This is a genomic window from Streptomyces sp. NPDC031418, assembly GCF_055581605.1.
This window is the reverse complement of record NZ_JBVIJC010000014.1, coordinates 51,083-64,334: the sequence shown is the minus strand read 5'-3', so window position 1 is coordinate 64,334 and position 13,252 is coordinate 51,083. Positions and strand designations below refer to the sequence as shown.

Sequence of the window (13,252 nt, the reverse complement as noted above, 5' to 3'; positions counted from 1 at the left end):
CTCCGGAATGGCTTGGGCGCGCCGGTTCATCGGCGACATCCAGCATCGATCCCCTGGGCACCATGACGGACGGTGCCGAACGGCACCCACAAGGACCGTGAGACCCATGTCCGCCGGTTGGGCGAGGCGGGACGGTGTCGAAGGGCGCGCCGGAACCGAGGTCTGCTGAGTGGAGGACCGTGCCCCGTCCGTCATGCCGCCGGATGCGCATCTCTGGCAGTCGGGCGAGGCGGCCCGCAGTGTGGAGAACAGAGGTGCAGAGGCCGGGCGGGGACGGACACCGAAGGAGAGGTGGGTACGCATGGACAAGGACGCCTCCGAGCGCCGGGTGGTGGTCGGTGTCGACGGGTCCCAGTCCTCGTACGAGGCCCTGCGCTGGGCCGTGCGGTACGCCGACCTGGTCGGCGGCGCCGTGGAAGCGGTCGCGGTGTGGGAGCTGCCGGGCCTGTACGGCTGGTCGGGGCCCGCTGTGGACATGGACGTCGATGAGGACGAGACCCGGCAGAAGATGAGCCAGGAACTGACCGATGTGCTCGGAGCCGGCGCTGCCGGCTCGGTTCGGACCCACGTGGTGCACGGCAATGCCGCCGACGTCCTGCTGAGAGCGGCCGAAGGAGCCGAGGTCCTGGTCGTCGGCAGCCGGGGCAGGGGCGGGTTCGCGCGTGCCCTGCTCGGTTCCGTCAGCCAGCATGTGTCGCAGCATGCGAGCTGCCCGGTCGTGATTGTGCGCTGCCAGAAGCAGTGACGCGAGGCCGGTCCCCCCCGGGGCGGCTCACTGGAAGGCAGCGTGGATCTCCTGTTCGGTGGCTTCGTGCGACACGAGCAGCAATTCGTCGCCGGGGAGCAGCCGCACCTCGGGACTTGGGACGGTGGGCTGCCCCTCCCGTACGACGGTGGCGACCACGGTGCCTGGGGGCAGGGAGACCTCGCCCAGGGCGTGACCGGCGGCCCGGGACCGTTCGGTGATCGCGGTCTCGATGACCTCGACACCGGCCTTGCTCAGTCGCAGCAGTGCCACCGTGTCGGTGGCTCCGGTGGCCTCCTCGATGAGGGAGATCAGCGGGGTGGCGGCGGGCACTGCCGCGTCCACGCCCCACCGCTGGTCGAAGAGCCAGGCGTTCTCCGCCTCGTTGACGCGCGCGGCCACACGGCCCACCCCGAACTGCCGCTTCGCCAGCAGGCTGATGACCAGGTTGTCCTCGTCGCGGCCGGTGACCGCGATGACGAGGTCGCAGGCCAGCGCGCCCGCGCTCTCCAATAGGCCCGGCTCGCAGGCGTCCCCGGCCACGAGGCACACGTGCGGCAGGCCGCCGAGTTCCGCCACACGCTCGTCGTCGTACTCGACGAGGGTGACGTCGTTGTGGGCGGCGGACAACACCTGGGCGATCTGGGTGCCGAGTCGGCCCGCGCCCGCGATAAGGACCTTCACGTTCCCAGCTCCTTGTCGAGAAAACCGCTCAGTCGGCCAAGCGCCGTTGCGGCGACCCCGAAGGTGACGAGGTCGCCGGGCTCGGCCAGGACCCCGTGGGCGGGGAGCAGCGACCGGCCGCCGCGGGTGATCTCCACGATCCGGATCTCGCCGTCGACGTCGAACTCCGTGACCTGCCGCCCGGTGAGATAAGACGGCAGCTGGGAGCGGACGAGGAGTGTCTCGCCGTTGCCGAAGGAGACTTCGGTGGTGAGGTGCCGGTGCAGCAGCATCTGATGGATGCGGCCCACGGCCCAGCGGACGCTGGAGATGGTCGGGATTCCCAGGTGCCGGTAGATGTCGGCGCGGCGCGGATCGTGGATGCGTGCGAGGACGATCGGGACCCGGTACGTCTCCTTGGCGGTGCGCGCGCTGACGATGTTGCTGTTGTCCCCGGAGGTGACCGCGACGAACGCGTCCGCGTGGGCGATCCCGGCCCTCTCCAGTGCGGAGCGGCTGAAGCCGTTGCCCACGTGGAAGGCGCCGGGGAAGCCCGGTGACAGTTTCTTCTCGGCCTTGGGCTGTCGGTCGATGAGCCGTACGTCGTGGCCCTCGGCGACGAGTTGCGTGGCCAGGGTGGCGCCGACCCGACCGCAGCCCGCGATGATCACTCTCATGGCGTTCCTCCCTTCGGGGACGGCCTGCGGTGCCGCAGTGCCCATTTCCTGAGTTCTTCGGCCGCCAGCAGCAGTGCTCCGAACGCGGTCAGGACCGCCCAGTCGGCGGGGGCCAGCGGCGCGGTGTTGAACAGGGCCTGCAGCGGCGGCGCGTAGCTGATGGCGGCCATCAGCCCGATGCCGAAGCAGCCGGCGGCCAGGAGCCACGGATTGCTCAGCAGACCGGCCCCGAAGACGCTCTGCCGGTCGGTGCGCACGGCGAGGGCGTTGAAGAACTGGCTGACGACGATGCCGGCCTGGACCATCGTGATCGCCTCGCGGTAGACGGGGTTGTCCTTGGTGAAGTCCGCGTAGGGGATGCCGGAGGCGTGGATGTGCCAGAAGAAGACGGCGCACACGCCGAGAGCCTGGATACCGCCCAGGAAGAGGATGCGGCCCATGACGGTGGCTGAGAAGAGCCGCTCCTGTCGGGGCCGCGGCGGGCTGTTCATGACGTCGGGTTCCATCGGTTCCGCGCCGAGCGCGAGGGCGGGCAGCACGTCGGAGCCGAGGTCGATGGCGAGGATCTGCACGGCCGTGATCGGCACCAGGGGGAAGCCGGCGAAGGTCGCCGCGAGGATCGGCACGAGTTCGGCGATGTTGTGGCTGAACAGGTAGATCAGGAATTTGCGGATGTTGCGGTAGACCGAGCGGCCCAGCCCGACCGCGGTGGTGATGGAGGCGAAGGAGTCGTCGAGCAGGACCATCACCGCCGCCTCGCGGGCGACGTCGGTGCCGGAGGCGCCCATGGCGACCCCGATGTCGGCGTGCTTGAGGGCCGGGGCGTCGTTGGCCCCGTCGCCGGTGACGGCCACGACCTCGCCGCGCCGCTGCAGCGCGGTGACCACCCGCATCTTGTGCGCGGGGCTGACCCGGCACAGCAGCAGTTCGGCGGAGTCTGCCAGCAGGTCGTCCAGGCCGCTGTCATCCATCGTGTCCAGCTGGGTGCCGGTCGCCACGGCCGGAGCCGTCCCGCGCACGATGCCGACGCGACGGGCGACGGCCTCCGCGGTCAGGGGATGGTCACCGGTGACCATGACGATGCGGATACCGGCCTGCCGGCACGCGTCCACCGCGTCCCGCACCTCGGGTCGTGGCGGGTCGTACATCCCGGCGAGCCCCAGCAGGGTCAGCTTCGATTCGACGTCCGCGATCGGCGGCCGAGGCCCGGAGACCTGCCGCCGGGCGACCGCCAGCACGCGCAGGCCCTGCCCGGCCATACCGTCCGCGGCTGCGATCACCCGGCTGCGATCGGCGGCCGTCAGCGGCGTTCTCCCGTCCCCCTGGTCCAGGGCGTCACAGCGGGTGAGCAATTCGAGGGGAGCACCTTTGGCACATGCGACATAGGTCCCGTCCCTGTCGCGATGGACGGTGCTCATCAATTTCCTTGCCGAGTCGAAGGGATACTCCGCCACCCGGGGTGCCCGGGTCTCCTCCTCGAGGGGATCCAGACCGGCCTTCATGGCCGCCACCAGCAGCGCACCCTCGGTGGTGTCTCCCAGCACCCGCCACGCGTCCCGCCCGGCGGTCCGTACCAGTCGGGCGTTGCTGCACAGAGCCGCCGCCCGCAGCAGCTCCCTTACGGGCGGGGCATCGGTGATCTCACCGACCGGGGCGTACCCCACGCCCGTCACGGCGTGCGACACCCCGTCCGCCCACAGCTGTACGACGGTCATCTCCGCCTGTGTGAGGGTGCCCGTCTTGTCGGTGCAGATCACGCTGGTAGAACCCAGGGCCTCCACGGCGAGCAACTGCTTGACCAGCGCGTGCCGACGGGCCATGCGACGGACACCGATCGCCAGCGACACGGAGAGCGTGGCCGGCAGTCCCTCGGGCACGAGAGCGACCATCACACCCAGTGAGAAGACGAACGTGTCGACGAACGGCTGCCCGCTGGGCACGCGCACCGCGAACAGAACAGCCCCGGTCGCAAGCGCCACGCCCGCGACTCGGCGGGCCATGACGGCGACCTGCCGCTGCAAGGGAGTCTGCTGCCTGGGGGCGGCGGCGGTGAGCCGGAAGATCCGCCCGAACTCGGTGGCCGTACCGGTGGCGAACACCACGGCCTTGCCGGTGCCCGCGACCAGGTCGGTGCCCATGAAGACGCAGTTGCGCGCCTCCAGCGGCGGCCCCGGCGGCACGGGTTCCGCGATGCGCGTGACGGGATCGCTCTCGCCGGTGAGCGCGGCGTTGTTGACGGCGGCTTCCTGGGCCTCGACCAGCCGGCAGTCGGCCGGCACCGCGTCCCCCGCCTCCAGGACCACCACATCGCCCGGCACCAGATCCCGGGCGGACAGCTCCCGCCGCTCTGCGTCCCGCAGTACCCGGCAGGTGTGCGGCACCATCGCCTGCAAGGACTCCGCGGTGCGCTCGGCGGAGTACTCCTGTGCGAAGCCGATACCGGCGTTCAGCAGCACCACGCCGAGGATCGCCAGGGCCAGTTGCAGGGTGGCCGGATCCCGGGGCTGTCCCAGCCCGTAGGCGAGGAACGTGATCGCCGAGGAGACGAGCAGGACGACCGCGAAGAGGTCGGTGAACTGTGCGAGGAGCCGACGCCATACCTGGCCGCGGGGCGCTCCTGGCAGTTCGTTGGGGCCGTAGCAATTCCGCCGTGCGGCGATCTCGGCCGACGTCAGACCGCGCGGGGAGCTTTCCAGAGCGGCGAAGACCGCGGGAGCCGGCAGGGAGGGGACCGACGGCGCAGAGGCGCCCGGCCGGTCCGCAGGCGGCGCCTGTGCCGCGGCCTCGCCGCCCGCCGCCGGACCGCCCTCGTGGAGTGCGGTCGTACCCTGCCGGGCCTGTTCAGGGCTCATCCGGTGGCTCCGGCCTCCTGGGACGGTCCCGGAGGCTCCTGCAGGACGCTCCAGGCCACCGGCCCCAGCAGGTCGGCGAACCGACGGAACAGGTCGAGGAACAGGTCGTCGATCGCCAGCACGCCCACCACCCGGCCCGCGCCCAGGACCGGAAGCCGGCGGACCCCCGTGCGACGGAACGCGCGATAGGCAGCCTCCAGACCCTCGACGGCCTCGACCGTGACGACGCGGGCCGACATGATCGCGTCCGCCCGGGCCCTCGCGTCCAGTCCGCCGCCCAGGCCACGAACGACGAGGTCGCGGTCGGTGACGATGCCGTGCAGGGCCCCGTCCTCGACCACCAGCACAGACCCGACGGCGCTCTCGGCCATCAGCCGGGCCACCTCGACCAGGGTGGTGTTCGGCGCCACGCACACCGGAGGAGCCGTCATCACCTCGGAGACCTTCATGCGCTCCTCCTCGCTGTCCCGCGGCCCGCCGGGTCCCACTCAGAGAACGTCGAGCAGATCGGACACCGCCCGCCGTGGGCTCGCGGGACCTTCGGGGCCGCGACCGAGCCGGATGATCATCTGTACATGGGCCATCGCAGAGACGGGGTCGCGGACGGCCCACCGGATCTCGGGCCACTCCAGGGGCTGGGAAGTGACCGAGGCGACGAGCCCGTCCGCCGTGGCCTGGAGGAGGACCCGCTCCAGTGCCTGCCCGGCCGACAGCCAGTCCGCGGGCCCGTCGCGGACCGTACCCAGCAGGGCGATGTTCGGTTCCGTCTCGAAGAGCGCCCAGATGCGTTCGGGCAGCGGACGACCGACGGCGAAGTCACGCACGGGGACCGAGGTGCGGCGCTGCCGCGGACCGAAGGCCTCGGCGGTGATACCGTCAGCGGCCCCGGCGTCGCCGGAAGAGCCGGCGTGCGCCCAGCGCGCCGTCTCCTCACACACGTCCGGCGCGAGCGCCTCCCTGTCCTCGGCGTCCCGCACCAGCTCCAGGATCAACTGCACGTGCCATGCGCCGGGAAACAGCAGTTGTGCGCCCTCGGCGAGCGCGGCTTCCCGCAAGGTCTCCTGCTCCGCCGGCGGGAGCGTCTCCTCGCGGAAGGGGAAGCGGCTGGAATGGCGGCGGTGGATCGCCGGGCTCAGCCGGGCGAGCGCCCCGTCGGGGGTTCCCGTGCCGCACAGATGCGCCTCGGCCAGGAACTCCGGGTAGGCCGGGTCCGGTAGCAACCGGACGACCGGCGCGAGACCGGCCGCCGCGGCGGCCACGCGCAGGTTGAGGAGCGCCGCGCCGCACCCCACGTACAGGCCGCGGTTCTCGGGGTCGGTTCGCGGCAAGGCCCGCTCCAGGTCCGCGTACAGCCGCAGGACACCGGTGTCCCGCAGGTAGCGGAAGGTCCAGGGTTGTGCGTTGTGCAGCGAGGGTGCCGCCGCGGCGTCCGCCACGAGCCCGGTGACGGTGTTCACGTCGAGAGGTTGTGCAGTCACGGCGGCTGGCTTCCCTTCGTGCCGGGGTGTCGGATCACTCGCTGGTCGGTACGGCGATGACAGGGCAGCGGGCGTGGTGCAGCACGCCCTGACTGACCGAGCCCAGCAGCATGCCGGCGAAGCCTCCTTCTTGCGGTGGCGCGGAAGGATGCCGCCGCCAATTCCATGGAAGGCGTCGGCAGCGCCCGACTGCCAGGGGCCAATGGTCCCCACCGGAGGCCTGCCGACCCTCCGCCGTCCCGCGGCAGGGTCAGGGTCCGGGGACCGAGAGCGCGGCGGAATGCAGGCCGGCGGTGTCCGACGGCGCGGCGCGGTGCTCGGGGCCCTGGCGGACTTCGATGGCGGCTCGCACCGCGGCCGTCAGACGGTCGAGCGCCTCGGACCGCACCGGCCGGACCGGCTCGGGATCCTCGATCCGGCGCGCCGAGTCGGGCAGGTCGGCCAGGTCCTCGCGGAACCGCTTGCGCGCGTCCAGCCAGTGGTCCGGCGCCCCCGTCCGCCGCCCGCCCCGCATCACCGTGGGCAACAGCGGCTGTGCGGACTCCGGTGGTTCCTCGGCCGCCAAAGCGATGACGTCCGGCCGTCCGGGCCGACGGAAGACCTGCTTGCGGCCCGGAGCCGTGACCTTCGCCGAGGACAGTTTCATCACGGGCCGGCCGTCGTACTCGACGAGCTTGTACGCGGCGTCCAGGTACGGGGCGTCCGCGGCGACGCCCACCTTCGTGCCCACGGCGTACACGTCGATGGGGGCTCCGGCGCGTACGAGCCGGTCCACCCCGTACTCGTCGAGCCCGCCGCTGGCCACGATCCGTACGTCGGTCAGCCCGGCGGCGTCGAGCAGGGAGCGCGACCGTCGCGAGAGTGCGTCGAGGTCTCCGCTGTCCAGGCGGATCGCGCAGCCGGGACCACGCCGCAGATCGGCCAGGACCCGGGCCGCGATCCTGACGCCCTGTTCCGTGTCGTAGGTGTCGACGAGGAAGGTGACCGGACCGGGGTGGCAGCGCGCGAAGGCGCGGAACGCCACTTCCTCACCGGAGAAGGCCTCGATGTAGGAGTGGGCCATGGTGCCCGAGGCCGGAATGCCCAGGGCCGTGGCGGCGGCGACATTGCTGGTGCCTGCGAAGCCCACCATGGCACCCAGCCGGGCGGCCTGCAGCCCCGCCCATGGGCCGTGCGTGCGGCGCAGCGAGAAGTCCACGACTGCTTTGTCCGCCGCGGCCAGGACGCAACGTGCCGCCTTGGACGCCACCACGGTCTGGTGGCAGAGCTGGTTCAGCAGGTACGTCTCCACCAACTGGGCCTGGGGGAGCGGCGCGGTCACCTCCAGCAGGGGCTCACCGGCGAAGACCACATGGCCCTCCGGGATCGCGTGCACATCTCCCTCGAAGGAAAGACCGAGGAGCGGTTCGAGGTCCGCGGCAGGCCGGTGCAGGGCGTCCGCGAACCTCTCGACGTCGTCCCTCTCCACACGGAAGCGGGCCAGGAAGTCCAGGGCGGACTCCAGGCCCGCGGCCACGAGAAAGCCCCGGCCGGGCGGAAGGCCGCGGACGAAGAGGCTGAAGGTGGCCGGCGCCCGCATGTCCTCCTGAAGGTAGGACATCGTCATGGTCACCTCGTAGAGGTCGGTGGTGGTGACGTCGGACATGGTGATCGCCGCCGAGTGTCGGGGTTCCCTGATCCCAGTCTGGTCGCGACCGTGCGGGAGGAAAGGGACTTCAGGGCCCGGCGCATGGGCTCTTCGGCCCCAGCGCGGGGCATTCCACCGCGCTGAACTGGATGTGCCCGCAGAGAGGACCGATCCGGGAGGTAGGGCGATGAGCACACTCGCACGCAGGCAGAGATTCGCGTTCCCGGAGATGGCGGACTGGTTCGAGGGCGTCCCGGCCCGCTTCGCCATGCCCACGATGAGTGAGCTGTCCACGGTGCGGATCGAGGATTACACGGAGGACGACCGCTACGTGATGCGGGCGGAGCTTCCGGGCATGTCACCCGAGGACATCGACGTCTTCCTCGCCGACGGAGTGCTGACGGTCCAGGCCGAACGCACCGACAGGGACGTCACGAAGAATCACAGCGAGATCCGGTACGGAGCGATGAGCCGCAGCGTGGCGCTGCCGACCGGTGCGGACGAGGACGACGTCAAGGCCGAGTACACCGACGGCATGCTCACCGTCAGTGTGGGCCTGGGCGCCAAGAAGGCGGAGGCGAAGCATGTGGAGATCCGGCACGGCAACTGACACCGTCCGGTGACGGCCGGCGGGCCCGGGCTGGGCCCGCCGTCGGTGAGCCGAGGCGCAGTTATCGGTCCGTGCGGGTGGCGGCCCAGCGGCGCCGTACCGCCTCTTCGTGTTCGGCTTCCTCCAACGCCAGTTCCACAGCGGCCAGTTCGGCCTGCAGTCGCGGGATCCAGTGTCTGCGGAGGGCACGGACTCGCCGGCGTGTCCGTTCGGCCTCGGCGGCCAGCAGGTCGGCGGCTGCCTGATGGGTGGCGAGTTCCGCCGCGGCGCGGATTGCGGCGCGGTAAGCCGTCTCGGCATGGGCGAGCGCCGTGTTGGACGGGGTCGGTTCCGCCGGGGAGCGTACGGGCGCTGCGTACTCCACTGCTGCCGGGTGGCGTACGCCCATCAGCGCGGCCCACCGGATGTCGACGCGAGCGCGGTCCGCGGGCGCCGCCTCGACCAGCGCGCGTTCGCCTCCGAGCAGCACCCCGCGCAGCAGCCAGGTTTCCGCGTCGGCAAGCTTCTCTTCCCACACCCGGCGCGCGTCCTCAGCAGCCCGGCGTGCCGTGTGCTCGCGGTCCAGCAGGAGCCGGAGCTTGCGTTCGAGCAGGTCCGCTCCGCGCAGCGCCGTGGCGAGACCGCGGCGCAGCCGGAGGCGCGCGGCCCGCCCCGCCGCGACGCGTCGTCCTCGCGGACTCATCGCCGTTCCTCGTGCTGCGGTGGAGCGTGGGTGTCGAGCAGGCCGGCCGGGAGCATGCCCAGTTGGCCGCGCGGCAGGGTCAGCAGCACCTCCCAGGCCCGGTCCAGGGAATCGTCCAACGGCCGGTCCTCGTCGGTGCCCTGCGTGAGAAACCGGTCCCGGAAGGCGTCCTGGAGGTCCAGGTGGCGCAGATCGGTCGGACTGAGCGCGGCACGGCCGATCAGGTCGGCGAGTTCCGCGACCTGCCGGGACCGGGCCAGCGCCGCGATCAACTGTGCGGCGACGGCCGGATGATCCGCGCGGGTGCGTCCCGCCCCGGTTCCCTTGCGCATCAGACGCGACAGCGAGGCCAGCGGATCGACGGGCGGGTACGTGCCGGCTGCTTGGACTTCGGCGGACAGCACGATCTGACCTTCGGTGATGTAACCGGTGAGGTCAGGGACAGGGTGTGTGATGTCGCCCGCGGGCATGGTGAGCACCGGCAGGACGGTGACCGATCCCGGGCGGCCCCTGATTCTGCCGCAGCGTTCGTAGAGGGAGGCGAGATCGCTGTAGAGGTAGCCGGGATAGGCACGCCGTGCCGGTATCTCGCCCCGTGCGGCGGACACCTCGCGCAGCGCCTCCGAGTAGGCCGTCATGTCCGTCATCACCACCAGGACGTGGCGGCCCTCCGTGAATGCCAGGTGTTCGGCGACGGTCAGGGCGAGTCGCGGAGTGAGCAGCCGCTCGATCACCGGGTCGTCGGCGGTGTTGAGGAACAGGACGAGTTCCCGTGCCGCGGAACGCGCGGCCAGACCCTCACGGACGAAGGCGGTGTCGGCGTGGGTGAGCCCCATCCCGGCGAACACGACGGCGAACGGCTCACCCCCACAGGTGGCCTGGGCCGCGATCTGCACGGCCAGTTCCAGGTGCGGCAGCCCGGCGGCCGAGAACACCGGCAGCTTCTGGCCCCGTACCAGAGTGGTCAGCACGTCCACCGCGCCCACCCCGGTGAGCACCGGTTCGTTCGGCGGCTCCCGGCGCACCGGGTTGATCGGCGCGCCGCCGACCGCCTCGTACGACCCGCCCAGCACCGGCGGTCCACCGTCGGCCGGTTCGCCGCGCCCGTTGCACACCCGCCCCAGCCACCCGGCACCGACCGGGATCCGCATCGGCGACCCCGAGAAGGCGACACGGGTGCCGGAGCGGTTCATGCCGGCCGTGTCCTCCAGCACCTGCACCACCGCGAGGTTGCGGTCCACCTCCAGGACCAGCCCGTGTCGCCGTTCACCGGAGTCGAGCACGATCGTGGCGAACTCGTCCCAGCCCACCCCACTCACTCCTTCGACGACCACGAGCGGACCGCGCAGTTCGCGCACGCCCGTGTACTCGATCTCCGCCGGCCCGGTCATGCTGTCTCTTCCAGCCGGGCCAGGACGATGTCGCGGGCGGCCGTCACCGGAGCCGTCTCCGCGGGGGCGGCTACCTCGCGTGCCCGCAGCAACGGGCTGAAGTCGACCGCCTCGACGACCTCGGCCTGGGTACCGGCGTCCACCACCTCCAGACAACGGTCGATCACCGCCAGCACGGCATCGACCAGAGCCGCCGTCTTCTCAGGGGCGCTGTAGGCGTCCGCCGGGGACAGCGCGTTCTGCTGGATCGCGGCCTCGCGCAGCAGCCGTCCGGCAAGCACACTGATGCGTTCCCGGGGCGGCAGGGCGGTGATGCCGACCAGCTCGACGAGGTCGGCCAGCCGGTCCGCCTCCGCCAACTGCCGTGCGACGCGCCCGCGCCGCTCGGCCCACTGGGGGTCACCGGCACGCGCGTGCGCGACGGACAGCGCGGCGGCGTCCCGCGAGAACGACTCCGACCAGGACACGGCCGGATAGTGCCGTGCGTAGGCGAGGTCGCGGTCCAGACTCCACAGACACCGCACGAACCGTTCCGTGTGCGCGGTGACGGGCTCGGTGCGGTCGCCGCCCGGTGGAGACACGGCACCGATCACCGTGACGGACCCCGTCGCGCCGCCCAGCGTGCGAACGGCAGCCGCCCGCTCGTAGAACGCGGCCAGCTGGGAGGCGAGCGAAGCGGGGTATCCCTCCTCGGCGGGCAGTTCGCCCATGCGGGAGGCGAACTCACGCAGCGCCTCCGCCCACCGGGAGGTCGAGTCGGCGATGAGGACGACGTCGAGGCCCATGTCGCGGAAGTACTCCGCGACGGTCGCGCCCGTGTGCACACTCGCCTCGCGTGCCATCATCGGCATGTTCGAGGTGTTCGCGATCGTCACGGTCCGCTCAGCCAGCCGTCCACCGGTCCGTGGATCGGTCAGCTCCGCCAACTCCTCGATGACGTCCGCCATTTCATTGCCGCGCTCGCCGCAGCCCACATAGACGATCACGTCTGCGTCGCACCATTTGGCGATCTGCTGCAGCAGCATGGTCTTGCCTGTGCCGAATCCGCCGGGGACAGCGACCGTGCTGCCGCGGGCCACGGGGAAGAGCAGGTCGACGGCACGCTGTCCGGTGTTCAGGGGCGTGTCCGCCGGCAGGCGCCGCGCGACCGGCCGCGGCTCGCGCACCGGCCACGACTGAGCCATGCGCACTTCGTCCCCGCCTACGACGGCGAGCGGGGCGTCCGAGGCGTACGATCCCGCCGACGCGATCCGTGTCACCTCGCCCGACAGGCCCGGGGGTACCAGAAGCCGCAGTGGGACACTCGCGGCGATGTCGCCGAGGACGTCACCGGGCCCGGCCCGTTCCCCCCGGACCACCCGAGGCGTGAACGCCCGTGCAGCCGCCTCAGTGGTGGCCGGCCCGCTCGTCGTCAGAAGATCGCCGGCGCCGGCCAGGGGGCGCAGGAGGCCGTCGAAAACGCCACCGAGCAGATCCGGGCCGAGCCGCACCGTCAGGGGCCGCCCTTGGGGTTCCGCAGGGTGCCCGGGTGCCAGCCCGCCGGTGTACTCGTACGCCTGGACGGAGGCGATGTCCCCGTGGAGGGCGACGACTTCGCCCGGCAACCCGGTGCCGCCCAGCAGGACGAGATCGTGCATGGCGACCGTGGGAGGGCAGGCGATCGCCACGAGGGAGCCGGCCACACGGAGGATGCGGGGGCGACCATCCCGGTCGGAGGTCGGGGCACCGCCCGCGACGTCTGTGGGCGCGCCCCCACCGGACTGGTCCGGCTCCTGGTCGCCAGGAGTGATCATGGCGGCCCCCACAGCGTCTCGGCCCGGGCCCCCAACCGGTCCAGGGCGCGGTCGGCAAGGGCGTCCGCCGACAGATCGACTCGGCGGCCAGGCGTTTCGGCCGTCACCCCGCCTTGCGCGACGGTGGTGACCACTGCCTCCGGACCCAGTGCGGCTCGTGCCACGTCCGCAAGGTGTGACCGTGCGACCGCACCCTCCCGGGCCAGCGCCCGCCGCACGCCCCCTCGGACCTCGGCTTTGAGTGCCGCGCAGACCTCAGCGCGGACCGCGAGTTCGGTCTCCCAGGCCTCCTGTGCGGCCCGTACCTTTTCCCGGTCGGCCTCCTTGGCGCCGTCGACCTCGCCGAGTCTGCGGGCCTGCGCGAGCACTGCGTCAGCCGCGGTGCGAGCCGCGAGCAGGGTCTCGGCCGCGTCGGCGCGCGCACGGTCCAGGGTGGCGTCGGCAGCGGATCGCGCGGCGCGCAGCAGCTCGACGCGAACGGGGTCCAGCGCATCTACCGGCGCGGTCATGAGGGCATCACCACCGTCAACGGCTGGGCCGGGGACGGCGCTGTCGCCGCGATCGCCAGCACATTCGCGGCCTCGGCCGTGAGGATCACCAGGCCGACCGCGCCGGACAACGTCAGCCAGGCCCTGCGAACGGCGTCCGGGTCCTCCGCCACGAGGACATCGACCCCGGCCAGTGCCAGTCCGCACACCCTGGTCCGTGCGCCGATGGCGGCCACCGTACACATC

At 71.9% G+C, this 13,252-nt stretch carries 13 protein-coding genes and 1 pseudogene; 2 read left to right on the top strand and 12 right to left on the bottom strand.

Annotation, left to right across the window (positions count from 1 at the left end; genetic code table 11):
• Positions 1-301: 301 nt before the first annotated feature.
• Positions 302-745, top strand: a complete 444-nt coding sequence (locus ACZ5CZ_RS22010) for a universal stress protein (RefSeq protein WP_468945214.1) — start codon at positions 302-304, stop codon at positions 743-745.
• Positions 746-772: 27 nt separating this feature from the next.
• Here ACZ5CZ_RS22010 and ACZ5CZ_RS22005 read toward each other — a convergent pair whose 3' ends face one another.
• The 7 genes and pseudogenes from ACZ5CZ_RS22005 to ACZ5CZ_RS21975 all read right to left on the bottom strand — a co-directional run bounded on the left by ACZ5CZ_RS22005 (position 773) and on the right by ACZ5CZ_RS21975 (position 8,060).
• Positions 773-1,429: a potassium channel family protein gene (locus ACZ5CZ_RS22005; protein WP_468945211.1), complete on the bottom strand. Its 657-nt coding sequence runs from the start codon at positions 1,427-1,429 to the stop codon at positions 773-775.
• A complete protein-coding gene (locus tag ACZ5CZ_RS22000) occupies positions 1,426-2,085 on the bottom strand; it encodes a potassium channel family protein (protein ID WP_468945209.1) in 660 nt (219 codons plus the stop codon). The genes ACZ5CZ_RS22005 and ACZ5CZ_RS22000 overlap by 4 nt, the downstream gene beginning before the upstream one ends.
• Positions 2,082-4,937, bottom strand: coding sequence for a cation-translocating P-type ATPase (locus ACZ5CZ_RS21995; RefSeq protein ID WP_468945206.1), 2,856 nt, complete (start codon positions 4,935-4,937; stop codon positions 2,082-2,084). The genes ACZ5CZ_RS22000 and ACZ5CZ_RS21995 overlap by 4 nt, the downstream gene beginning before the upstream one ends.
• Positions 4,934-5,386, bottom strand: a complete 453-nt coding sequence (locus ACZ5CZ_RS21990; RefSeq protein ID WP_468945204.1) for a CBS domain-containing protein — start codon at positions 5,384-5,386, stop codon at positions 4,934-4,936. The genes ACZ5CZ_RS21995 and ACZ5CZ_RS21990 overlap by 4 nt, the downstream gene beginning before the upstream one ends.
• Before the next feature lie 39 nt (positions 5,387-5,425).
• A complete protein-coding gene (locus ACZ5CZ_RS21985; protein ID WP_468945201.1) occupies positions 5,426-6,415 on the bottom strand; it encodes an Acg family FMN-binding oxidoreductase in 990 nt (329 codons plus the stop codon).
• A 34-nt stretch (positions 6,416-6,449) separates the two neighbouring features.
• Positions 6,450-6,542 (bottom strand): annotated as a pseudogene (locus ACZ5CZ_RS21980) (universal stress protein); the annotation flags it as partial.
• 123 nt (positions 6,543-6,665) lie between these two features.
• Positions 6,666-8,060 carry a nicotinate phosphoribosyltransferase gene (locus tag ACZ5CZ_RS21975; protein WP_468945198.1) on the bottom strand — a complete coding sequence of 465 codons (1,395 nt, stop codon included), beginning with the start codon at positions 8,058-8,060 and terminating at the stop codon, positions 6,666-6,668.
• Positions 8,061-8,229: 169 nt separating this feature from the next.
• Between ACZ5CZ_RS21975 and ACZ5CZ_RS21970 the strand changes: the two genes are divergently transcribed.
• Complete coding sequence (locus ACZ5CZ_RS21970) at positions 8,230-8,652, top strand: Hsp20/alpha crystallin family protein (protein WP_468945196.1); 423 nt, start codon at positions 8,230-8,232, stop codon at positions 8,650-8,652.
• A 61-nt stretch (positions 8,653-8,713) separates the two neighbouring features.
• On the opposite strand, the gene ACZ5CZ_RS21965 is transcribed toward ACZ5CZ_RS21970, so the two are convergent.
• Genes ACZ5CZ_RS21965 through ACZ5CZ_RS21945 form a run of 5 tightly spaced genes read right to left on the bottom strand, consistent with a single transcriptional unit; the run spans position 8,714 to position 13,251 of the window.
• Entirely contained in the window at positions 8,714-9,334 is a 621-nt protein-coding gene (locus ACZ5CZ_RS21965; protein WP_468945193.1) for a V-type ATP synthase subunit D, read from the bottom strand.
• Positions 9,331-10,725 (bottom strand): V-type ATP synthase subunit B, encoded by a 1,395-nt coding sequence (locus ACZ5CZ_RS21960; protein ID WP_468945191.1) that lies wholly within the window; start codon positions 10,723-10,725, stop codon positions 9,331-9,333. Before ACZ5CZ_RS21960 ends, ACZ5CZ_RS21965 begins: the two co-directional genes overlap by 4 nt.
• On the bottom strand, positions 10,722-12,518 hold the full coding sequence (locus ACZ5CZ_RS21955) for a V-type ATP synthase subunit A (RefSeq protein WP_468945189.1): 1,797 nt from the start codon (positions 12,516-12,518) through the stop codon (positions 10,722-10,724). Before ACZ5CZ_RS21955 ends, ACZ5CZ_RS21960 begins: the two co-directional genes overlap by 4 nt.
• Positions 12,515-13,027 carry a hypothetical protein gene (locus ACZ5CZ_RS21950; RefSeq protein WP_468945186.1) on the bottom strand — a complete coding sequence of 171 codons (513 nt, stop codon included), beginning with the start codon at positions 13,025-13,027 and terminating at the stop codon, positions 12,515-12,517. Before ACZ5CZ_RS21950 ends, ACZ5CZ_RS21955 begins: the two co-directional genes overlap by 4 nt.
• On the bottom strand, positions 13,024-13,251 hold the full coding sequence (locus tag ACZ5CZ_RS21945) for a hypothetical protein (protein WP_468945184.1): 228 nt from the start codon (positions 13,249-13,251) through the stop codon (positions 13,024-13,026). The genes ACZ5CZ_RS21950 and ACZ5CZ_RS21945 overlap by 4 nt, the downstream gene beginning before the upstream one ends.
• Position 13,252: the final 1 nt, after the last annotated feature.

What these genes read in the sequence shown, in the direction of transcription:
- ACZ5CZ_RS21995 (WP_468945206.1), bottom strand. Translation starts at nt 4,937, where the DNA reads ATGAGCCCTGAACAGGCCCGGCAGGGTACGACCGCACTCCACGAGGGC.
- ACZ5CZ_RS21950 (WP_468945186.1), bottom strand. Translation starts at nt 13,027, where the DNA reads ATGACCGCGCCGGTAGATGCGCTGGACCCCGTTCGCGTCGAGCTGCTG.
- ACZ5CZ_RS21975 (WP_468945198.1), bottom strand. Translation starts at nt 8,060, where the DNA reads ATGTCCGACGTCACCACCACCGACCTCTACGAGGTGACCATGACGATG.
- ACZ5CZ_RS21990 (WP_468945204.1), bottom strand. Translation starts at nt 5,386, where the DNA reads ATGAAGGTCTCCGAGGTGATGACGGCTCCTCCGGTGTGCGTGGCGCCG.
- ACZ5CZ_RS21970 (WP_468945196.1), top strand. Translation starts at nt 8,230, where the DNA reads ATGAGCACACTCGCACGCAGGCAGAGATTCGCGTTCCCGGAGATGGCG.
- ACZ5CZ_RS21945 (WP_468945184.1), bottom strand. Translation starts at nt 13,251, where the DNA reads ATGTGTACGGTGGCCGCCATCGGCGCACGGACCAGGGTGTGCGGACTG.
- ACZ5CZ_RS22000 (WP_468945209.1), bottom strand. Translation starts at nt 2,085, where the DNA reads ATGAGAGTGATCATCGCGGGCTGCGGTCGGGTCGGCGCCACCCTGGCC.
- ACZ5CZ_RS21965 (WP_468945193.1), bottom strand. Translation starts at nt 9,334, where the DNA reads ATGAGTCCGCGAGGACGACGCGTCGCGGCGGGGCGGGCCGCGCGCCTC.
- ACZ5CZ_RS21960 (WP_468945191.1), bottom strand. Translation starts at nt 10,725, where the DNA reads ATGACCGGGCCGGCGGAGATCGAGTACACGGGCGTGCGCGAACTGCGC.
- ACZ5CZ_RS22010 (WP_468945214.1), top strand. Translation starts at nt 302, where the DNA reads ATGGACAAGGACGCCTCCGAGCGCCGGGTGGTGGTCGGTGTCGACGGG.
- ACZ5CZ_RS21955 (WP_468945189.1), bottom strand. Translation starts at nt 12,518, where the DNA reads ATGATCACTCCTGGCGACCAGGAGCCGGACCAGTCCGGTGGGGGCGCG.